The organism is Burkholderia sp. A9, from assembly GCF_000801975.1.
Map to the genome: position 1 here is coordinate 1 of NZ_JSZN01000009.1, position 18171 is coordinate 18171.

Consider the following 18171-nt stretch of genomic DNA (forward strand, 5'->3'; position numbering starts at 1 on the left):
GCCACGACCGCCGGCTCGCACGCCAGCGCCGCGAACGCGAGGCCGCCGAAGCGCGCGCCGCCGCCCGCCGCGCGGCCAGCGCCGGTGCGGCCAAGCCGGCGCCGGCGGCGGGCCAGCCCGGCACGCAGGCCGGCGCACCGAGTGCCGCCCCGGCCGACGACGCCGACGCGAAGAAACGCGCGATCATCGCCGCCGCGCTCGAACGCGCGCGCAAGAAGAAGGACGAGCTGTCCGAGCAAGGCGCCGGGCCGAAGAACACCGAACGCGTGAGCGCGGCCGTGCAGGCACAGATCGACGCAGCCGAAGCCCGCCGCAAGCGGCTCGCCGAACAGCAGGCCCAGCGCGACGCCGAAGCCCAGGCCGCGGCGTCCGGCGACAAGCACGACGACGAAGGCAACGACGACCGGAACGATCCGTCCGCGCCGCCCGACAAGAACAGTCCATGAACGCCAGCAAACGACGCGCGATCTACGAAACGCTGCAAAGCCTCAATCCACATCCGACCACCGAGCTCGAATACACGACGCCGTTCGAGCTGCTGATCGCGGTGATGCTGTCCGCGCAGGCAACCGACGTGTCGGTCAACAAGGCGATGAGGAAGATGTTTCCGGTCGCGAACACCCCGCGACAAATCGTCGCGCTCGGCGAAGAAGGCGTCGCCGACTACATCAAGACGATCGGCCTGTACCGGACCAAGGCGAAGAACGTGATCGCGACGTGCAACCTCTTGCTCGAGCGCTACGACGGCGAGGTGCCGGCCGATCGCGAAGCGCTCGAAAGCCTGCCGGGCGTCGGCCGCAAGACCGCTAACGTCGTGCTGAACACCGCGTTCGGCCAGCCGACGATCGCGGTCGACACGCATATCTTCCGCGTCGCGAACCGCACGGGGCTCGCGCCGGGCAAGGACGTGCGGGCCGTCGAAGCCGCGCTCGAGAAGTTCACACCGAAGGAATTCCTGCAGGACGCGCATCATTGGCTGATCCTGCACGGGCGCTATGTATGCAAGGCCCGCAAGCCCGAATGCTGGCACTGCGCGATCGAGCCGCTGTGCGAATTCAGGCCGAAGACGCCGCCACCGAACGAATGAGCGTCAGCCGCGGCTGACCCGCCGCTCGGGCCGCGCGGCACAGCCCGCCGGCCACGTTGCGGCGCCGGCCGCTTCCCCTTCCCCGCTATGCGTTGGACGTTGCCGTCGCATCGTCGGCCGCCGCGCCGCCCGCACGCACGAGCGCCAGCACGGCCGCGAGGATCGCGACGCCGCCGGCCCACTGTAGCGGCGACAGCGCCTCGCCGAACAGCAACGCCGCGAGCGCGACCGTCACGACCGGTTCGAGCGTCGACAGCATCGACGTGCGCGCGGCCCCCAGCCGCTCGAGCCCGGCGAAGAACGCGAGCATCGCCGTGACCGTCGACACCAGCGCGATCGCGAGCATCGACGCCCAGCCGCCGGCCGTCGCCGGCCAGCGCGGCGGTGCGCCGAATGCAGCGGTCCGCACGATCGCGATCGCGACGAGCGTCGCGGTCGCCGACAGGCAGATGATCGCGGTGGTCGCGAGCGGATCGACGCCGCGCGTCGCCTTCGTGCCGCCGACGATGTACAGCGAATAGATCACCGCGGCGGCCAGCGCGAGCGCGATGCCGAGCGGCTCGCCGTGCCCGCCGCCGACCATCAGCGCCGAGCCCGCGACACAGAGCACCAGCGCGACCGCCTTCGCGCGCGTGAGGCGCTCGCCGAGCCACCACGCGGCCAGCAGCGTCACGAAGGCCGGATACAGGTACAAGAGCAGCGCGACGAGGCTCGCCTGCGCGTGCTGGAGCGCGCTGAAATAGCAGAACGACTGTCCGACGTAGCCGAGCGCGCCCATCGCCACGAGCGGCGCAAGCGCGCGGCCGCGTGGCCATGCGACACGGCGGTGCCGGGCGATCGCGGCGAGGACCGCGCCGCCGATCGCGAAGCGCACGATCAACAGCCCGAGCACGTCGACGCCGGCGGCATACGCATAGCGGCCGAAGATCGCCATCGCGCCGAACGCGACGGCGGACAGCGCGACATAGAGCGCGCCCTGCAGCGCGGCCGACGGTGAGCGGGTGGTGGCGGACATGACGATACGGCGCGAACGCGACGACGGGAATCGCCGGAGTGTAGCGGCGCGGCGACGCTCAGCCTAGCCCGCGCTTACCCGTTGCGCCGCCCCGCTGCCCCGCCCCGCAAGCCGCGCCGGCCGACTGCCGCCACCCGCGGCGGCGCCAGCACCGTCCGCCGACCCGGCGTACAATGCCCGACGCGGCATGAGGCCGCCCGAATCACGACGCTTCCCCACCATGTTCAATCCGAGTCGCGACGAAGTCCGTCGCTTTTTCACCGAAACCTGGCGCAAGCAGTGCGCCGGCGAGATCCTGACGCCGCTGGAAGCGATGGCAGCAGACTGGATCGTCGAGCACCCCGAATACCACGCCGACCTCGCGGACGCCGACGGCGCCGCCGCGCGTAATTACACGCCCGAGGAAGGCCGGACGAACCCGTTCCTGCACCTGTCGATGCACCTCGCGATCAGCGAGCAGTTGTCGATCGACCAGCCGCCCGGCATCCGCGCCGCGCACGACAAGCTGGCCGCGAAGCTCGACTCGACCCACGATGCGCAACACGTGATCATGGAATGCCTCGGCGAGACGATCTGGGAAGCGCAGCGCACCGGCACGCCGCCCGATACGGACGCGTACCTGCAGCGCATCCTCCGTCGCGCGTCGCGCGACTGAGCGCCGCGGACAAAAAAATACCCCGCCGTGGCGGGGTATTCTTGCTGCGTGGGCCGGCAAGGCCCGTCGCGCTTACTTCTTGAACACGAGGTCGGTTTCTTTCAGCGACTCGATGTAGGCCGCGATGTCCTTCATGTCGCTGACCGACAGGTTCTGCACCTGCGCCTGCATGATCGCGTTGTTGCGACCGAGCAGCGGGTTCGTCAGCCCCATCTGGTACTGGCGCATCGCCCACACGAGGTAGTCGGCGTGCTGGCCCGCGAGACGCGGATATTCGGCGTTGATCGGCTTGTTCAGCTGCGCGCCGTGGCAGGCCGCGCAGTTGTGCGATTCGACCAGCTCCTTGCCCTTCGTGGTGTCCGCCGCATGCGCGGCACCGATCGCGAGGCCGGCCGCCAGTGCAACCGCCACCGTCTTGAATGCGTTGTTCATGAATGCTCCTGTCCCGCCGGTCAGATCGGCGGCGCGCGCTTTACTTGTAGGGATTGTCCTTCGTGTCGGCCTTCTGGGCGGCGTAGTACGCCGACAGATCCGCGATGTCCTGGTCCGTCAGCGAACCGGCAATCGCGTTCATCGACGGGAAGTGACGATCCTTCTTGCGGTAGGCCTTCAGCGCGTTCTCGAGGTATTGCTGGTTCTGGCCGCCGAGGACGGGCACCCGGTAGACCTCCGGGTACGCTGCGCGGTAATCCTGGATGCCGTGGCAGCCGATGCACATGGCGGCCTTGCTCGCCCCGTCCTTCGGGTTGCCGACCACACCGGCCGCCTGCGCGCTGCCCGCGAGCGCCACGAGCGCTGCGACAACGACGTGTTTGCCGACGAATTTGTTCATAGCTCTTGTAACCTAGCTTGAGGGGAAACTGGCGCCGAAGCGGCAACGGCCCGCGCCGTTTTGCTGATCGGATCGCCACGCAGGCCAAAAAAAACGGCCAGATTGTACCGCGCCGGCGGGGAATGCGTCCATACGGCGCCCCGGTTGGTCCCGCCGCAGCCCCGCAACGATACGCGGGCCCGGCCCAACCGGACAGCCCTTCTGACTTATACTGGGTTTTTTTGCGATTAAGAAGAGCGCCGCCATGCGTTTCGAAGGATCCTCGCACTACGTCGCCACCGACGACCTGAAGCTCGCGGTCAATGCCGCGCTGACGCTGCAGCGCCCGCTGCTGATCAAGGGCGAGCCCGGCACCGGCAAGACCATGCTCGCCGAGGAAGTGGCCGCCGCGCTCGACATGCCGCTGTTGCAGTGGCACATCAAGTCGACGACGAAGGCGCAGCAGGGCCTGTACGAATACGACGCGGTGTCGCGGCTGCGCGACTCGCAGCTCGGCGACGCGCGCGTGAAGGACATCTCGAACTACATCGTGAAGGGCGTGCTGTGGCAGGCGTTCGACGCCGAGCATCCGAGCGTGCTGCTGATCGACGAGATCGACAAGGCCGACATCGAATTCCCGAACGACCTGCTGCGCGAGCTCGACCGGATGGAATTCCACGTGTACGAGACGCGCGAGACCGTGCGCGCGAAGCATCGCCCGCTCGTCATCATCACGTCGAACAACGAGAAGGAGCTGCCCGACGCGTTCCTGCGCCGCTGCTTCTTCCACTACATCCAGTTTCCCGACCCGGCGACGATGCAGAAGATCGTCGCGGTCCACTTCCCGAACATTCGCGAGGAGTTGCTGCACGCGGCGCTCGAGAGCTTCTTCGAGTTGCGCAGCGTGTCGGGGCTGAAGAAGAAGCCGTCGACGTCCGAACTGCTCGACTGGCTGAAGCTGCTGCTCGCCGAGAACATCCCCGCCGACGCGCTGCGCGGCGTCGATGCGAAGCAGATCGTGCCGCCGCTCGCGGGCGCGCTGCTGAAGAACGAGCAGGACCTGAGCCTGCTCGAGCGGCTCGTCTACATGAACCGGCACAACCGGTAACCCCACCCGCGAAGGCCCGGCCATGCTGCTCAATTTCTTCTACGCGCTGCGCGCAGCCAAGCTGCCCGTCTCGGTGAAGGAATACCTGACGCTGCTCGAATCGCTGAAGGCCGGGCTGATCTCGCCGTCGATCGACGCGTTCTACTTCCTCGCGCGGATGACGCTCGTCAAGGACGAGCAGTACTTCGACAAGTTCGACCAGGCGTTCGGCGCGTATTTCCACGGCGTGTCCGCACTGCCGGCCGAAGCGTTCGACATCCCGCTCGACTGGCTCGAGAAGCGCCTCGAACGCGAGCTGTCCCCGGAGGAGAAGGCGCAGATCGAAGCGATGGGCGGGCTCGACAAGCTGATGGAGCGGCTGAAGGAACTGCTCGACGAGCAGAAGGAGCGCCACGAAGGCGGCAACAAGTGGATCGGCACGGGCGGCACCTCGCCGTTCGGTCATGGCGGCTACAACCCGGAAGGCGTGCGCATCGGCGGCCCGTCGAACGGCAACCGCACCGCGGTGAAAGTGTGGGAAGCGCGCGCGTACCGCGACTACGACGACTCGGTCGAGATCGGCACGCGCAACATCAAGGTCGCGCTGCGGCGCCTGCGCCGCTTCGCGCGCGAAGGCGCGGCCGAGGAGCTCGACCTGCCCGGCACGATCCGCAGCACGGCGGCGAACGCCGGCTGGCTCGACCTGCGGATGGTGCCCGAGCGCCACAACAACGTGAAGGTGCTGATGCTGCTCGACGTCGGCGGCTCGATGGACGATCACATCAAGCGCACCGAAGAGCTGTTCTCGGCCGCGAAGGCCGAGTTCAAGCACCTCGAGTTCTACTACTTCCACAACTGCGTGTACGACCACCTGTGGAAGAACAACCGCCGCCGTCACGCGGAGCGCACCGCGACGTGGGACGTGCTGCACAAGTTCACGCCCGACTACAAGCTGATCTTCGTCGGCGACGCGACGATGAGCCCGTACGAGGTACTGCAACCCGGCGGCTCGGTCGAATACAACAACCCGGAAGCCGGCGCCGTGTGGCTGCGCCGCCTCGCCGACCAGTTCCCCCATCATGCATGGCTGAACCCCGAGCCCGAGCGGCTATGGGAATACCGGCAATCGGTCGCGGTGATCCGCGACCTGCTGGGCCAGCGCATGTATCCACTGACGCTCGCGGGCCTCGAAGCCGCGATGCGCGCACTCAGCAAGTAACGAACCCAACCTGCAGACACGAAGGCCGCGTCCAAGCGGCCTCCCCCCCGGAGATAGCATGAACCCTTCGCCCACCGCGAGCGCTGGCCGCGCCGGCGGCCGCCGCTTTTTCGCCGATACGTCCGTCTCCGCGCTCGTCGCCGGCTTCGTCGCGATGATGACGGGCTACACGAGCTCGCTCGTGCTGATGTTCCAGGCCGGCCGCGCCGCGCACCTGAACGACGCGCAGATCTCGTCGTGGATCTGGGCGTTGTCGATCGGCATGGCGCTGACGACGATCGGCCTGTCGCTGCGCTTTCGCGCGCCCGTCGTCGTCGCATGGTCGACTCCCGGTGCCGCGCTGCTGATCGCGTCGCTGCCCGGCGTGCCTTACCCCGAGGCGATCGGCGCGTTCGTCGTTTGTGCGCTGCTGCTGACGGCCGTCGGCGTGAGCGGGCTGTTCGACACGCTGATGCGGCGGATTCCGGCCGGCATCGCCGCCGCCTTGCTCGCGGGCATCCTGTTCGAGATCGGTATCGAGATCTTCCGCGCCGCGCAGTTCCAGACCGCGCTCGTGCTCGCGATGTTCTTCACGTACCTGATCGTCAAGCGGCTCGCGCCGCGCTACGCGATCGTCACGACGCTGATCGTCGGCACCGCGGTGGCCGGCGGCCTCGGCCTGCTCGACTTCAGCCGCTTCCACATCGCGCTCGCGCAGCCCGTGTTCACGATGCCCGCGTTCTCGATCGCGTCGATCGTCAGCATCGGCATTCCGCTGTTCGTGGTTGCCATGGCGTCGCAGAACGTACCGGGCATCGCGGTGCTGCGCGCCGACGGCTATCAGACACCGTCATCGCCGCTGATCGCGACCACCGGCCTCGCGTCGCTGCTGCTCGCGCCGTTCGGCTCGCACGGCGTGAACCTCGCGGCGATCACGGCCGCGATCTGCACGGGCCCCGAAGCGCACGAGGACCACGCGAAGCGTTACACCGCCGCCGTGTGGTGCGGCACGTTCTACCTGATCGCCGGGATCTTCGGCGCGACGATCGCCGCGTTGTTCGCGGCGCTGCCGAAGGCGCTCGTCGTATCGGTTGCCGCGCTCGCGCTGTTCGGCTCGATCATGAGCGGGCTCGCGAACGCGATGCAGGACGTGAAGCAGCGCGAAGCCGCGCTCGTCACGTTCATGGTCACGGCGTCGGGCCTCACGCTGCTGTCGATCGGCTCGGCGTTCTGGGGGCTCGTCGCCGGGATCGTCACGCAGGTGATCCTGAACGCGAGGCGCCCCGCGTGATACGGCGCGACGCCCGCCACAGCGGGGGCCGGACACGCCAAAACGTGCTCGACACGAATCGGGCCTAAAATGATGGATCGGAGGCGGCGCCCTGCGCCGCTTCGCTTCGCCGCCGCGCTCGCGCGGCCCGTGAGAACCCGGCGCTCCGCGCCCTTCTTCCGAATCGCCATGACTACCGCACTCGACCAGCTGAAGCAGTACACGACCGTCGTCGCCGACACGGGCGATTTCCAGCAGCTTGCGCAATACAAGCCGCAGGACGCGACCACGAACCCGTCGCTGATCCTGAAGGCCGTCCAGAAGGATGCGTACAAGCCCATCCTCGAGAAAACCGTCCGCGATCACCGCGACGAAAGCACCGATTTCATCATCGACCGCCTGCTGATCGCATTCGGCACCGAAATCCTGAAGCTGATCCCGGGCCGCGTATCGACCGAAGTCGACGCGCGCCTGTCGTTCGACACGCAGCGCTCCATCGACAAGGGTCGCGAACTCATCAAGCTGTACGAAGCCGCCGGCATCGGCCGCGAGCGCATCCTGATCAAGCTCGCGTCGACGTGGGAAGGTATTCGCGCGGCCGAGGTGCTGCAGAAGGAAGGGATCAAGTGCAACATGACCCTGCTTTTCTCGCTCGTGCAGGCCGCCGCATGTGCGGAAGCCGGCGCGCAACTGATCTCGCCGTTCGTCGGCCGCATCTACGACTGGTACAAGAAGCAGGCCGGCGCAGAGTGGGATGAAGTGAAGAACGGCGGCGCGAACGATCCGGGCGTGCAGTCGGTGCGCGGCATCTACACGTACTACAAGACGTTCGGCTACAACACCGAAGTGATGGGTGCGAGCTTCCGCACGACGAGCCAGATCACCGAGCTCGCGGGCTGCGACCTGCTGACGATCAGCCCCGATTTGCTGCAGAAGCTGCAGGAGAGCACCGACGCGGTCGCACGCAAGCTGTCGCCGGACGCGCTTCAGGACAAGCCGACCGCGCGCGTCGCGATCGACGAGGCATCGTTCCGCTTCCAGCTGAACGACGATGCGATGGCGACGGAAAAACTGTCCGAAGGCATCCGCGTGTTCGCCGCCGATGCGGTCAAGCTCGAGAAGCTGATCGACGCGCTGCGCTGAACCGGACTACGCGAGATTGCTGTCAGTTGAACTGTCAGCAACCCTGACAACAGCCGTCAGCAAGCGTGACCAACGGCCGCGAACCTCGTGTTCGCGGCCGTTTTTATTTTTCATTCCATCGTCAGGCGCGCGCACTACAATCCACGTCACGAGTGCGCCGGCCGCATCCCGACGTGCTCTTCCCGGTCAATCTTGGAAGTACCCGAGCCGGCACCGACACGCCGGCCCGGCCCACAGGAGACAACGATGCAAGTCCAACCGTATCTGACGTTCTACGGCCGCGCGGAAGAGGCCCTGCAGTTCTACGAAAAGGCGCTCGGCGCGAAGACCATGTTCAAGATGCACTTCAAGGATGCGCCGCCGAATCCCGATCACCCGATGTCGCCGGAGATGGGCGACAAGGTGATGCATGCGAGCTTCATGATCGGCGACTCGATGATCATGTGCTCGGACGGCGACTGCAGCCAGCCGGCAGGCGCCGCGCACGCCGGCTACTCGCTGTCGCTGAATCCGGCGACGGTCGAGGAAGGCCAGAAGCTGTTCAATGCACTCGCCGACGGCGGCGAAGTGACGATGCCGTTCGGCAAGACGTTCTGGGCGCTCGGCTTTGGCATGGCGAAGGATCGTTTCGGCGTGCACTGGATGGTCAACGTCGAGGACCTGTCGCAACGCGAAGATCTCGCGAAGCGCGCACAGGGCTGACGCCAACGAAAACGCCCGCCACTTCGCAGTGGCGGGCGTCGTTGTCGCGGCGCGATGCGCGGCCCGCGACATGCGGCCGCGCCGCCCGCATCAACCCTCGACGACGTCGAGATAATCCTCCGGCCGCGTGCGATCCTCCGCATGCGCCATGCCCATCGCGCGCACCAGCACGCTCACCACCACCGCCACGACCAGGTTCACGACCAGCGACCACACGGCCGCGTAGCCGGGAATCGCGAGGCCGAACAGGTGGATCGTGAAGATCGAGCTTGCGAGCTTCAGCGACACCGCCATCCACGTGCCGCACACGATGCCGGCCGCCCAGCCGGCCAGCAGGCCGCGATGGTCGAGCAGCCGCGTGTACAGGCCGAGCACGATCGCGGGCAGCGTCTGGATGATCCAGATCCCGCCGAGCAGCTGCAGCTGGATCGCATAGGTGAGCGGCAGCCCGAGGATGAACGCGACCGCGCCGACCTTCACGATCAGCGAAGTGAGCTTCGCGACGTGCGTCTCCTGGTCGTGCGTCATGTCGCGGTTGATGAACTCGCGGTGGATGTTGCGCGTATAGAGGTTCGCGGCCGCGATCGACATGATCGCCGCCGGCACCAGCGCGCCGATGCCGATCGCCGCGAACGCGACGCCAACGAACCACGACGGAAAATACTCGAGGAACAGCGCGGGCACCGCGAAGTTCGGGCCGAACGCCTTGAAGTACGGCGCGTACTGCGGCATGTCCTTCACGCCCGCCGCAAGCGCCATGTAGCCTAGCAGCGCGAGCAGGCCGAGCACGAACGAGTACGCGGGCAGCATCGCCATGTTGCGGCGGATCGAGTTGCCGGACGACGACGACAGGATCGCCGTGACCGAGTGCGGATACAGGAACAGCGCGAGCGCCGAGCCGATCGCGAGCGTCACGTACGCGCTGTAGCCGTTCAGGCTCGCCGCGTCCGGCGCCTTCAGCAGCAGCTTCGCGGGCGGCACGCTCGCGAAGATATGGCCGAAGCCGCCGAGCTTCGCCGGGATCACGATGACCGCCGCGGCGATCGTGATGTAGATCAGGATGTCCTTCACGATCGCGATCATCGCGGGTGCGCGCAGCCCCGACGTATACGTGTACGCGGCGAGGATCGCGAACGCGATGATCAGCGGCAGGTCGCCGACGAAGCCGGTCGTATCGAAGCCGAGCGCGCCGATCACCACTTCGATGCCGACGAGCTGCAGCGCGATGTACGGCATCGTCGCGAGGATGCCCGTCACCGCGATCGCGAGCGCGAGCATCCGGCTGCCGTAGCGGGCGTTCACGAAGTCGGCAGCCGTCACGTAGCCGTGGCGCTTCGCGATGCTCCACAGCTTCGGGAACACGATGAACGCGAACGGGTAGATCAGGATCGTGTACGGCAGCGCGAAGAAGCCCATCGCGCCGGCACCGAACACGAGCGCGGGCACCGCGACGAACGTGTAGGCCGTGTAGAGGTCTCCGCCGAGCAGGAACCACGTGACGATCGTGCCGAAGCGGCGGCCGCCGAGGCCCCATTCGTCGAGGTGGGCGAGATCGCCGCGCCGCCAGTTCGCAGCCAGGAAACCGATGATGGTGACGCCAATGAACAGGAGTACGAAGACGAAGGTTGCGCCGAGATTCATCGTGCACCTCCCTGCGGGCCGCCCGCCTTCCACGCGTTCTTGGTCTTGAAATAGACGAACGCGGTGATCACCGCGCTAATGAAGACCCAAAGCAGCTGGTACCAGTAGAAAAACGGAAACCCGAACCATTGCGGTTCGATCTTGCTGTACGACGGCACCCACACCATCGCGATCAGCGGCAGCACCAGCAGCCAGAGCCAGCGCTTGGCGGCCCGATTGGCGTCGGCATTGTGAGCCATGACGTCTCCTCATCTTTCCCGGTTATCGATCTTGTTAAGCGGGTACGGCGGCGAGAGGAGCGGCAAAACGGGTAAGCTGCGGCCCCCCTGGCTTCGCGCCAGTATAGGAGCCGCGAGCGAGCGGTCAAGCGGGGGCGAACCCGAGGTGATCCGCCCCCAGTCATGCGGTTGCACCGGCATGCGGCCGGTGCATGAGCGTCAGATCGCGAACGAGGATTCGCGTGCGCCGGCCGTTTCTTTCAAAGCTTTCACCCATTTGCGCGCGGGCAGCTTCAGCGTGTCCTCGATCAGCTTCGCGCGTGCGTCGAGCTGGGCGAACGACACGTCGAGCGCGGGGCCCGAGAACGCGATCGCGATCCGGTTGCCGTCGTGCACTTCCGGCAGCGCGATCACGCGATGGTCGAACGCCGCGTTCAGGTGCTTCATGTTGCGTACGAAGCTCGGATGATCGCCGAACAGGTTGATCGTCGCGATGCCCGCATCGGCCAGGCAGCCGCGCACCGCGCGGTAGAACGCGACGCTGTCGAGCACCGGCCCGCGCGCGGTCGCATCGTACAGGTCGATCTGGATCGCGCCCGTGGTGCCGCGATTGGCCGGGTCGTTGACGAAATCCCAGGCGTCGGCTTCGTGCACGGCGAGGCGTGCGTCATCGGGCGGCAGCGCGAACATCGTGCGCGCGGCGACGATCACGGCCGGGTTCAGTTCGACGGCCTCGACCTTCGCGTGCGGCAGGAAGCGATGCGAGAACTTGGTCAGCGCGCCGGTGCCGAGCCCGAGCTGGACGATCCGCCCGGGCGTTTCGAGGAACAGCAGCCACGCCATCATCTGCTGCGCGTATTCGAGTTCGATGTGCAGCGGCTTCGAGATGCGCATCGCGCCCTGCACCCATTCGGTACCGAAGTGCAGGAAGCGCACGCCGCGCTCTTCCGAGAACGTGACGGGTGCAAAGCGCGGCTTGCGCGGTGCTTCGAGGACGGGCACGTCGTCGTGTTCGTCGATGTCCGGGCGGCGCTTCACGCGCGGCGGCTGGAGTTTTTCGGAGCCGTTGTACGCGGACGTCTTGCGTTGCTTGAACGCGCGCGCCTCGGCGGACGCGCGCTTGATCAGTCGGGTCATGATTGAATCTCGCTGGGTGAGGCTGGATGAGCGGACGAGAGGATAGCATTGGTGGCAGCGGGAACCGTACCGAACGCCTGGTGATGCACGACTTCGACTTCACCGCGCCGTTGGCGCTACGCTGCGTTCATTGATCGAAGGAGGACGCATGACCTCGAACGGCAAGAAGATCTGGTTTCCCGCGAAGCGCTACGGCTGGGGATGGGGTTTGCCTGTCGCATGGCAAGGTTGGGTCGTGCTGCTGCTGTTCGCGATCGGGATCACCGCGAGCGCGTGGCTGGCGCCGCCGCACCAATCGCCGATCGCATACGGTGCCTGCATCGTGGTACTGGTCGCGCTGCTGACTGCCGTTTGCTGGCTCAAGGGCGAGAAGCCCGGGTGGCGATGGGGCAAGGACGATTGATCGTCGGGCGCGATACGCACGCACGTGCGATCGCCGTTCTTCGGCAACGAACAACCCGCTTCCCGCCGTCATCGACCCAAAGCGATCGCCCTCTGTCGAACGGCTGAATTGCCCCGGTCTCCCCGCGACGCAAAGATGTGAAGGAACGGCCGTCGGCCGGAAGATCACGCGCGCGCTCGCCTTCGTCAACACGCACCGCGGTGCCGAGCCGGCATCGCCCATCGGCGTTCACCTCCAGCCTGCCCCGCCCTCACACCGCATGCGAACGGTCGCACCGGGTTCCTGCGCGCACCTTGAAAATATACCCAAATAGGGATAAATTCATCGATGGATCCGTACATCAAACCGCTGTACTGGCTCGGTTCGGCGCGCAAGGACCTCAAAGCGATGCCCGAAGCCGTGCAGGACACTTTCGGTTATGCGCTCCTGGCGCAGACCGGACGCAAGCACGAGCAGGCGAAACCGTTGCGAGGATTCGGATCGGCTGGCGTGCTCGAGATCGTGGAATCGGAAGACAACGGCACGTACCGCGCCGTCTACACGGTGAAGCTCGGGAGCAGCGTCTACGTGCTGCACTGCTTCCAGAAGAAATCATCGTGCGGCATCGCGACGCCAAAGCCGGACGGCGATCTCGTCCGCGCACGCCTGAAAGCAGCCGACGCACACGCACAAGGAGCAAGACGATGATCGAAATCGAACCGGGCAGCGGGAACGTCTACGCTGATCTGGGCATGCGCGATGCCGACGAAATGCGCGTGAAGGCTCAACTCGCCGCCAAGATCGCGGAGATCATCAAGGCACGCAAATGGACGCAGCAGCAGGCGGCCCGGCTGCTCGGCATGACGCAGCCGAAGCTGTCGAACATGCTGCGCGGGCAGTTTCGCGGCGTGAGCGAAACGAAGATGCTGGAATGTCTGGCGAAGCTCGGACGCGACGTGCAGATCGTCGTCGGGCCTGACCGTCAGTCCGAAGTCGAAGGGCACATCGAAGTCGTATTCGCCGCCTGACGGCAACGTCGTGCCGATGTTCCGGATTGCAGGGCGAGCGACGCGATCGCGTACTGCTGCGTCGCGACGCGCCTCTCCTGGCATCCTTGGTATGTCGATCGGGAGGACCGATGGATCGCCGCCATTTCCTCAAGTCGTCGACCTTTTTCACGGTTGCGGCAGCCACCGGTACGCTCGTCGTTCCGCTGTCGGCCCGATCTGCCAGCACCGCGCGCAAAGGCCGGTATCGGTTCCCGCAAGGCGTCGCCAGCGGTGATCCGCGCGATCGCTCCGTCGTGTTCTGGACGCGCTGCGTGCCCGTCTTCGAGGACACGCGGCGCCGCGCAAAAGGCATCGCGCACACAATACCGTTACGGCTCGAAGTATCGACGCGGCCGGATTTCTCGGCGCTCGTCGCCAGCGTACCGCTGGGAGCACGCGCCACCTATGACTTCACCGTGCGCGCGAAGGTAACGGAGCTCTCACCGAATATCACGTACCACTACCGGTTCGTCGCCGGCGGCGACGTGAGTGCCACCGGCGTCGTGCGCACGGCTCCGGATGTTGACGAGGCCAACCACCGCGTTCGCTTCGCATGGCTCACCTGCCAGGACTGGAGTATCAATCACTGGCAAGCCATGAGCCTGCTGGCAGCCGAAAGCGATCTCGATTTCGTCGTGCATGTGGGCGATTACATCTATGAGACTGTTGGGACCTCGAGATCCGGCGCGGTCGAGGCGGCGCACCCGCCGCTGCGCCTGCCTGACGGCAAGCCTCTCGCCGATGGCCGCGTGTATGCCGATACGCTCGAAGACTATCGGACGCTCTATCGCACCTATCGTACCGACCCGCGCTTGCAGACGCTGCACCAGCGCCTGCCGATGATCGCGATATGGGACGACCACGAATTTTCCGACGACTGCTGGCAGGATCACCAGGTCTACACCAACGAGGAAAGGCAGGAGACGCAGCGCCGCCGCAACGCCAGTCGTGCGTGGGCGGAGTACATGCCGGTGGACTGGAGCGACGTGCGCTTCGAACCGGACAATCCGTCGTATACCAACATTCGTATCTATCGCGAATTTCGCTTCGGCACGCTGATGCATCTCGTGATGACGGACGAGCGGCTGTATCGCGACGACCATGTCGTCAGCGAGGCGTCTGTCGCGCGGGCACGCGGGCACGACCCGGTCAACGGCGACGACGCAGCCGGCTCGCGCTACTTCGTTAACCAGGGTGTGCTGCAGCGACTGGAGGCGCAGGATACCGCGCAGCTCGGTCGCGCGCCGTCGATGCTCGGCCCGGAGCAGACGCAATGGTGGAAGGCCACGATGAAGGGTTCGCCCGCGACCTGGAAGGTGTGGGGCAACGAGGTGATGTTGAACCGTCTGTGGGCCGTGATGCCAGGCGCGCCGCAGACACCGGCAGCACGCCTCGTGGTCGATTGCGACGCATGGGACGGCTATCCGGCACACAAGCACGAACTGCTCTCATACCTGAACGAGCAGGGGATCCGCAACGTCGTCGCGATCAGCGGGGACCTGCATGCGTTTCAGTGCGGCGTCGTGCGGGACGACCCCGACCCTGCAAAAGGTTCGCCCGTGGCCGTCGACTTCGTCTGTGCAGGCATCAGCAGCGCGTCCTTCTATTCCTACCTGAAAGCCGCATGGAGCGGCACGCCGTTTGCGTCACTGGCCTCCACCCCGGCCAAACTCGACACCTTCCTGATGACGAACAACCCCGATCTGCGCCACGCCGACCACGACGCACAGGGCTATGCGTCAGCCACCGTCACGCCGGAGCGTTTTTCCGTGGTGTTCAACAAAGTGAGGCCGTTGAACCCGGACGCCACCGCGCCCGCGGATGCCCTGCTCGACCGCACGCAGCTGACCGTGCCCAAGGATTCGGTCGAGGTGCGCGTCGAGCGCTTCTAGGTTCACGCTTCAGAGATGGCGCATTGCTCGCGCTGCCATTTTGTTCAGTTTGACATCGGCGTCGATCAGACAGCATGCTGCTGTCGCACCTGCATTTTCTTTCGATGTGACCTGATACGCCGTAACGTCATCGAAGCCTGCCAACATCTGCTCCGGCCATACCTGCTCCATCACACGGGATTTCGTAATCATGAGTCACATCCACTTCATCGGCGGGGAAAAAGGCGGCGTCGGCAAATCGCTCGCCGCCCGTGTGCTGGCCCAGTATTTCATCGATCGGAGCGTGCCCTTCATGGGCTTCGATACCGACCGATCGCACGGCGCGCTACTGCGGTTCTATGCCGATTTTGCCGCGCCTGCCGTGCTCGACCAGCATGACAGCCTCGATCCGGTCATGGAATCGGCGCTCGAAGATCCGCAGCGGCGCATACTGGTCGACCTCGCGGCCCAGACGCGGCAGTCGCTCGCAAGATGGCTCGACGATTCGGACGTGCTGGATTTTGCCGAAGAACACGGCCTCACGTTGACGTGGTGGCACGTGATGGACACCGGACGCGATTCGGTCGATCTGCTGCGGCATTGGCTCGACGAATTCGGTGGACGCATCAGGCTGGTGCTGGTACTGAATGAAGTCCGCGGCGATCGCTTCGAGATTCTGGAGGCATCCGGCGAACGCGAGAGGGCCGAGGCCCTCGGCGCCAGCGTGATTACGCTGCGCCGCCTGCCCGACACGACGATGCAGAAGATCGATCGTCAAAGCGCGAGCTTCTGGGCGGCGGTCAATCATCCCGACCGCGCCGCCACGGGGCTCGGCTTGCTGGAGCGGCAGCGCGTCAAGGTCTGGCTGCATCGTACTTATGAGGAGCTGGGCACGCTCGCGTTGTAGTGCGGGCCCCTGCGACGGCGCGGAGGGTGCGGCGCGTTGCTGGAATGGCTCATACACGGAAACCTGGAGGTTGCGATGGCCGATCACGACAGACTGCATCCACTCCGTCCGTTCCTGAAGAATTGGGTTTGGGAGCACGGCCGAATCGGGACGCGCTATCTCGACTGCGTCGATGGCGAAATCAAGTTCGATGCAGGCAAGAAATCGCATTTCGCTGCCGAGAAATATATCTACGTGCCGCTGGGCAAGAACACTGACGACGACGCATCCGCGGAGGGTCCTGCGATCCACGAGGAAGGACTTGCCCGCTTTTTGCGGGCTGCGCAACTGGGCACGCCAGGGGAAGCCGGTTCTGTAGCAGAGGTTCAGCGCGCGGTGCAGGACTGCGTGGAGATCGGCCTGTTCAGCGCGTATCAATGGGAGGCTCGACAGGCATTTGCCCGCTACGCGCAGGAACCCATGTTCGACGACGAGATCCGCGCGGCGGTTGTCGACGACATCCGGCGAATGTACGTCGGCATGCGAGAGCAGCTGGCACTGTACGATTTCAGTGTGCTCTACGGCTTGCCCACGCCGCTGCTGATCAGCGACACACCGTTCATCGACTGGCGCGTGAGCGCCAGTCCGGCACTTCCGTTCGTATCGCTTCCGCTGGGACCTTACTGCCTGCTGGTAGGCGCGCCGTCGGGCAGGAGTAGCCGAATCGGCCCGGTGGTCTGGAAGGCCGCTGCCGCGATGGGCCCGTTGAAGGACCACAACCGCCGGATCGAGGAGCACGCACGTCTGTGGCTGGTGGCGACCACCGACGACCAACTCGTCGCTGCACAAGGTCGCATTGCCGCGGCCAGGGGCGCCAGGCACCTGCCGCCGCCCACCTGATACCGCTTCACCGAATCCTCGGAATCCAGCGCACCTCAGGTGCGAAGTGCGCGCCAGAGCACCAGTTTCTGTTCGAACGACAACGTCGCATTTGCCGGACTCGACGAAGGCAACACGAGCGTTTCATAACCCGCCGCGCCGATCACATCGGCAAACCGCCCTGCCGTCTTGCCGTTGAAGCAGACTTTCTTCAGCAACGGCGCGTGCTCGCGCAACGAAGCAAAGTCGTTCGGCTTCGCATTCCGGATCGCCGAATCGAGACTGCCTTTGCGATGGCATGCATCGAGCACGTCCCAGATGCCGATGCCGTGCGCAAGCACGCGTTCGAGCCGCGCGTCATACACGAGTTCGTGCAGCCCGGGTTCGCCGAGCACCGCACCGAGCAACCGCCAGAACTGGTTGCGCGGATGCGCGTAGTACTGCGCGGCATCGAGCGACGCCTCGCCCGGAAAGCTGCCCAGGATCATCGTGTGCGTATTCGGGCCGGCGACCGGCGGAAAACCTTGCAGCATCACGCGTCTCCACGCGGCCCGACGGATCGCGGCCCGTCGCCGTGCGCATCGAGATGACGCCACAGCGCCGGCAGCATACATTCGGTGACCATCAGCGGTTTGCCGTGACGCTGAAACACCGAGCGTCGCGCGGCAAACGCATGCGGCGCGCGCACGCCTGCGCCGAGCGCATGGGTCGCCAGTGCATACAACGGATGTCCCGCAATCACGCGCCGGCTGACGAGCGCGGAGCGCTCGACCTCCGGATCGCTGTACAGCAACTCCGCGAGCGGCCGCGTGCGCAACCGCCGCATCGCCTGCCACACGCCCTTGCTGGCCGCGAGCGGTGCGATGCTGTGCGCGGCGACGAACGGCGTGCCGTCGACCGACAGGATCACCTCGCGCACCCACATCGGCGCACGCGGCGCACTGGCGAGCGCGACCGGCTCGTCGAACCACGGACAGTCGACGGCCTCGCGCGTCACGCGCACCTTCACGCTACCGAGCCGCGCGAGATGGGCGGTGAGCGAACCGCCGCGCGTCAGCCAGTCGCGCTGGTCGAGCGTGCAGCCGGGCCGGGGCGTTTCGCGCCAGCCCGCCTGTGCGCCGTCGAATCGCATCCGCGCGT

22 protein-coding genes and 1 pseudogene are annotated in these 18171 nt (G+C 66.0%); 14 read left to right on the forward strand and 9 right to left on the reverse strand.

Annotated features, from left to right (window positions below; all coding sequences use genetic code 11):
- Both PI86_RS05360 and nth read left to right on the forward strand, forming a co-directional pair.
- Positions 1 to 446, forward strand: a pseudogene (locus PI86_RS05360) (electron transport complex subunit RsxB); the annotation flags it as partial.
- Positions 443 to 1087: an endonuclease III gene (gene nth, locus PI86_RS05365; RefSeq protein WP_039319555.1), complete on the forward strand. Its 645-nt coding sequence runs from the start codon at positions 443 to 445 to the stop codon at positions 1085 to 1087. The pseudogene PI86_RS05360 and the gene nth, both read left to right, overlap by 4 nt.
- 85 nt (positions 1088 to 1172) lie before the next feature.
- Here the strand turns inward: nth and PI86_RS05370 are convergent, their stop codons facing one another.
- Positions 1173 to 2102, reverse strand: a complete 930-nt coding sequence (locus PI86_RS05370) for a DMT family transporter (RefSeq protein ID WP_014896424.1) — start codon at positions 2100 to 2102, stop codon at positions 1173 to 1175.
- Positions 2103 to 2289: 187 nt separating this feature from the next.
- Here PI86_RS05370 and PI86_RS05375 point away from each other — a divergent pair, with 187 nt between their 5' ends.
- Positions 2290 to 2757 carry a DUF1841 family protein gene (locus tag PI86_RS05375; protein WP_442854567.1) on the forward strand — a complete coding sequence of 156 codons (468 nt, stop codon included), beginning with the start codon at positions 2290 to 2292 and terminating at the stop codon, positions 2755 to 2757.
- 72 nt (positions 2758 to 2829) lie between these two features.
- Here PI86_RS05375 and PI86_RS05380 read toward each other — a convergent pair whose 3' ends face one another.
- Together PI86_RS05380 and PI86_RS05385 are read right to left on the reverse strand one after the other, a co-directional pair.
- Positions 2830 to 3189, reverse strand: a complete 360-nt coding sequence (locus PI86_RS05380) for a c-type cytochrome (protein WP_014896422.1) — start codon at positions 3187 to 3189, stop codon at positions 2830 to 2832.
- A gap of 40 nt (positions 3190 to 3229) precedes the next feature.
- The gene (locus tag PI86_RS05385; protein WP_006478192.1) at positions 3230 to 3589 is read right to left on the reverse strand and encodes a c-type cytochrome; all 360 of its coding nucleotides are present in this window, start codon (positions 3587 to 3589) and stop codon (positions 3230 to 3232) included.
- 244 nt (positions 3590 to 3833) lie between these two features.
- On the opposite strand from PI86_RS05385, the gene PI86_RS05390 reads away from it, so the two are divergent.
- The 5 genes from PI86_RS05390 to PI86_RS05410 all read left to right on the forward strand — a co-directional run bounded on the left by PI86_RS05390 (position 3834) and on the right by PI86_RS05410 (position 8968).
- A complete protein-coding gene (locus PI86_RS05390; RefSeq protein ID WP_014896421.1) occupies positions 3834 to 4676 on the forward strand; it encodes an AAA family ATPase in 843 nt (280 codons plus the stop codon).
- Positions 4677 to 4698: 22 nt separating this feature from the next.
- Positions 4699 to 5874 (forward strand): vWA domain-containing protein, encoded by a 1176-nt coding sequence (locus PI86_RS05395; RefSeq protein ID WP_039319563.1) that lies wholly within the window; start codon positions 4699 to 4701, stop codon positions 5872 to 5874.
- A gap of 58 nt (positions 5875 to 5932) precedes the next feature.
- Positions 5933 to 7144, forward strand: coding sequence for a benzoate/H(+) symporter BenE family transporter (locus PI86_RS05400; RefSeq protein WP_039319565.1), 1212 nt, complete (start codon positions 5933 to 5935; stop codon positions 7142 to 7144).
- A gap of 168 nt (positions 7145 to 7312) precedes the next feature.
- The gene (gene tal, locus PI86_RS05405) at positions 7313 to 8266 is read left to right on the forward strand and encodes a transaldolase (RefSeq protein WP_039319568.1); all 954 of its coding nucleotides are present in this window, start codon (positions 7313 to 7315) and stop codon (positions 8264 to 8266) included.
- 246 nt (positions 8267 to 8512) lie between these two features.
- A complete protein-coding gene (locus tag PI86_RS05410; RefSeq protein WP_014896417.1) occupies positions 8513 to 8968 on the forward strand; it encodes a VOC family protein in 456 nt (151 codons plus the stop codon).
- A 90-nt stretch (positions 8969 to 9058) separates the two neighbouring features.
- Here PI86_RS05410 and mctP read toward each other — a convergent pair whose 3' ends face one another.
- From mctP to PI86_RS05425, 3 genes are all read right to left on the reverse strand, one after another.
- Positions 9059 to 10609, reverse strand: coding sequence for a monocarboxylate uptake permease MctP (gene mctP / locus PI86_RS05415; RefSeq protein WP_014896416.1), 1551 nt, complete (start codon positions 10607 to 10609; stop codon positions 9059 to 9061).
- Entirely contained in the window at positions 10606 to 10848 is a 243-nt protein-coding gene (locus PI86_RS05420; protein WP_039319570.1) for a DUF3311 domain-containing protein, read from the reverse strand. The genes mctP and PI86_RS05420 overlap by 4 nt, the downstream gene beginning before the upstream one ends.
- 198 nt (positions 10849 to 11046) lie before the next feature.
- On the reverse strand, positions 11047 to 11964 hold the full coding sequence (locus tag PI86_RS05425; RefSeq protein ID WP_014896414.1) for a spermidine synthase: 918 nt from the start codon (positions 11962 to 11964) through the stop codon (positions 11047 to 11049).
- A 148-nt stretch (positions 11965 to 12112) separates the two neighbouring features.
- On the opposite strand from PI86_RS05425, the gene PI86_RS05430 reads away from it, so the two are divergent.
- The 4 genes from PI86_RS05430 (at position 12113) to PI86_RS05445 (ending at position 15287) form a co-directional block, all read left to right on the forward strand.
- Entirely contained in the window at positions 12113 to 12367 is a 255-nt protein-coding gene (locus PI86_RS05430; protein ID WP_039319572.1) for a hypothetical protein, read from the forward strand.
- Positions 12368 to 12694: 327 nt separating this feature from the next.
- The gene (locus tag PI86_RS05435; protein ID WP_039319575.1) at positions 12695 to 13054 is read left to right on the forward strand and encodes a type II toxin-antitoxin system RelE/ParE family toxin; all 360 of its coding nucleotides are present in this window, start codon (positions 12695 to 12697) and stop codon (positions 13052 to 13054) included.
- The gene (locus tag PI86_RS05440) at positions 13051 to 13374 is read left to right on the forward strand and encodes a helix-turn-helix domain-containing protein (protein ID WP_039319579.1); all 324 of its coding nucleotides are present in this window, start codon (positions 13051 to 13053) and stop codon (positions 13372 to 13374) included. Before PI86_RS05435 ends, PI86_RS05440 begins: the two co-directional genes overlap by 4 nt.
- 110 nt (positions 13375 to 13484) lie before the next feature.
- Entirely contained in the window at positions 13485 to 15287 is a 1803-nt protein-coding gene (locus tag PI86_RS05445; protein WP_039319581.1) for an alkaline phosphatase D family protein, read from the forward strand.
- A 9-nt stretch (positions 15288 to 15296) separates the two neighbouring features.
- On the opposite strand, the gene PI86_RS05450 is transcribed toward PI86_RS05445, so the two are convergent.
- On the reverse strand, positions 15297 to 15479 hold the full coding sequence (locus PI86_RS05450) for a hypothetical protein (RefSeq protein WP_039319583.1): 183 nt from the start codon (positions 15477 to 15479) through the stop codon (positions 15297 to 15299).
- Between PI86_RS05450 and PI86_RS05455 the strand changes: the two genes are divergently transcribed.
- Positions 15478 to 16173 carry a mobilization protein gene (locus PI86_RS05455; protein WP_039319584.1) on the forward strand — a complete coding sequence of 232 codons (696 nt, stop codon included), beginning with the start codon at positions 15478 to 15480 and terminating at the stop codon, positions 16171 to 16173. The two genes, PI86_RS05450 and PI86_RS05455, sit on opposite strands and share 2 nt — an antisense overlap.
- A 75-nt stretch (positions 16174 to 16248) precedes the next feature.
- A complete protein-coding gene (locus PI86_RS05460; protein ID WP_039319586.1) occupies positions 16249 to 17052 on the forward strand; it encodes a hypothetical protein in 804 nt (267 codons plus the stop codon).
- Positions 17053 to 17087: 35 nt separating this feature from the next.
- Here the strand turns inward: PI86_RS05460 and PI86_RS05465 are convergent, their stop codons facing one another.
- Together PI86_RS05465 and PI86_RS05470 are read right to left on the reverse strand one after the other, a co-directional pair.
- A complete protein-coding gene (locus PI86_RS05465; protein ID WP_039319589.1) occupies positions 17088 to 17564 on the reverse strand; it encodes a DNA-deoxyinosine glycosylase in 477 nt (158 codons plus the stop codon).
- The gene (locus PI86_RS05470) at positions 17564 to 18163 is read right to left on the reverse strand and encodes a chorismate--pyruvate lyase family protein (RefSeq protein ID WP_039319708.1); all 600 of its coding nucleotides are present in this window, start codon (positions 18161 to 18163) and stop codon (positions 17564 to 17566) included. The genes PI86_RS05465 and PI86_RS05470 overlap by 1 nt, the downstream gene beginning before the upstream one ends.
- Between the last annotated feature and the right edge of the window lie 8 nt (positions 18164 to 18171).

Bases quoted from the DNA above. Each gene is read 5' to 3' on its own strand.
- PI86_RS05455 (WP_039319584.1), top strand. From the start codon at position 15,478: ATGAGTCACATCCACTTCATCGGCGGGGAAAAAGGCGGCGTCGGCAAA.
- PI86_RS05435 (WP_039319575.1), top strand. From the start codon at position 12,695: ATGGATCCGTACATCAAACCGCTGTACTGGCTCGGTTCGGCGCGCAAG.
- PI86_RS05440 (WP_039319579.1), top strand. From the start codon at position 13,051: ATGATCGAAATCGAACCGGGCAGCGGGAACGTCTACGCTGATCTGGGC.
- PI86_RS05395 (WP_039319563.1), top strand. From the start codon at position 4,699: ATGCTGCTCAATTTCTTCTACGCGCTGCGCGCAGCCAAGCTGCCCGTC.
- PI86_RS05410 (WP_014896417.1), top strand. From the start codon at position 8,513: ATGCAAGTCCAACCGTATCTGACGTTCTACGGCCGCGCGGAAGAGGCC.
- PI86_RS05375 (WP_442854567.1), top strand. From the start codon at position 2,290: ATGAGGCCGCCCGAATCACGACGCTTCCCCACCATGTTCAATCCGAGT.
- PI86_RS05450 (WP_039319583.1), bottom strand. From the start codon at position 15,479: ATGATTACGAAATCCCGTGTGATGGAGCAGGTATGGCCGGAGCAGATG.
- nth (WP_039319555.1), top strand. From the start codon at position 443: ATGAACGCCAGCAAACGACGCGCGATCTACGAAACGCTGCAAAGCCTC.
- PI86_RS05390 (WP_014896421.1), top strand. From the start codon at position 3,834: ATGCGTTTCGAAGGATCCTCGCACTACGTCGCCACCGACGACCTGAAG.
- PI86_RS05380 (WP_014896422.1), bottom strand. From the start codon at position 3,189: ATGAACAACGCATTCAAGACGGTGGCGGTTGCACTGGCGGCCGGCCTC.
- PI86_RS05465 (WP_039319589.1), bottom strand. From the start codon at position 17,564: ATGCTGCAAGGTTTTCCGCCGGTCGCCGGCCCGAATACGCACACGATG.
- PI86_RS05385 (WP_006478192.1), bottom strand. From the start codon at position 3,589: ATGAACAAATTCGTCGGCAAACACGTCGTTGTCGCAGCGCTCGTGGCG.
- PI86_RS05400 (WP_039319565.1), top strand. From the start codon at position 5,933: ATGAACCCTTCGCCCACCGCGAGCGCTGGCCGCGCCGGCGGCCGCCGC.
- PI86_RS05460 (WP_039319586.1), top strand. From the start codon at position 16,249: ATGGCCGATCACGACAGACTGCATCCACTCCGTCCGTTCCTGAAGAAT.
- PI86_RS05370 (WP_014896424.1), bottom strand. From the start codon at position 2,102: ATGTCCGCCACCACCCGCTCACCGTCGGCCGCGCTGCAGGGCGCGCTC.
- PI86_RS05470 (WP_039319708.1), bottom strand. From the start codon at position 18,163: ATGCGATTCGACGGCGCACAGGCGGGCTGGCGCGAAACGCCCCGGCCC.
- PI86_RS05445 (WP_039319581.1), top strand. From the start codon at position 13,485: ATGGATCGCCGCCATTTCCTCAAGTCGTCGACCTTTTTCACGGTTGCG.
- mctP (WP_014896416.1), bottom strand. From the start codon at position 10,609: ATGAATCTCGGCGCAACCTTCGTCTTCGTACTCCTGTTCATTGGCGTC.
- PI86_RS05420 (WP_039319570.1), bottom strand. From the start codon at position 10,848: ATGGCTCACAATGCCGACGCCAATCGGGCCGCCAAGCGCTGGCTCTGG.
- PI86_RS05430 (WP_039319572.1), top strand. From the start codon at position 12,113: ATGACCTCGAACGGCAAGAAGATCTGGTTTCCCGCGAAGCGCTACGGC.
- tal (WP_039319568.1), top strand. From the start codon at position 7,313: ATGACTACCGCACTCGACCAGCTGAAGCAGTACACGACCGTCGTCGCC.
- PI86_RS05425 (WP_014896414.1), bottom strand. From the start codon at position 11,964: ATGACCCGACTGATCAAGCGCGCGTCCGCCGAGGCGCGCGCGTTCAAG.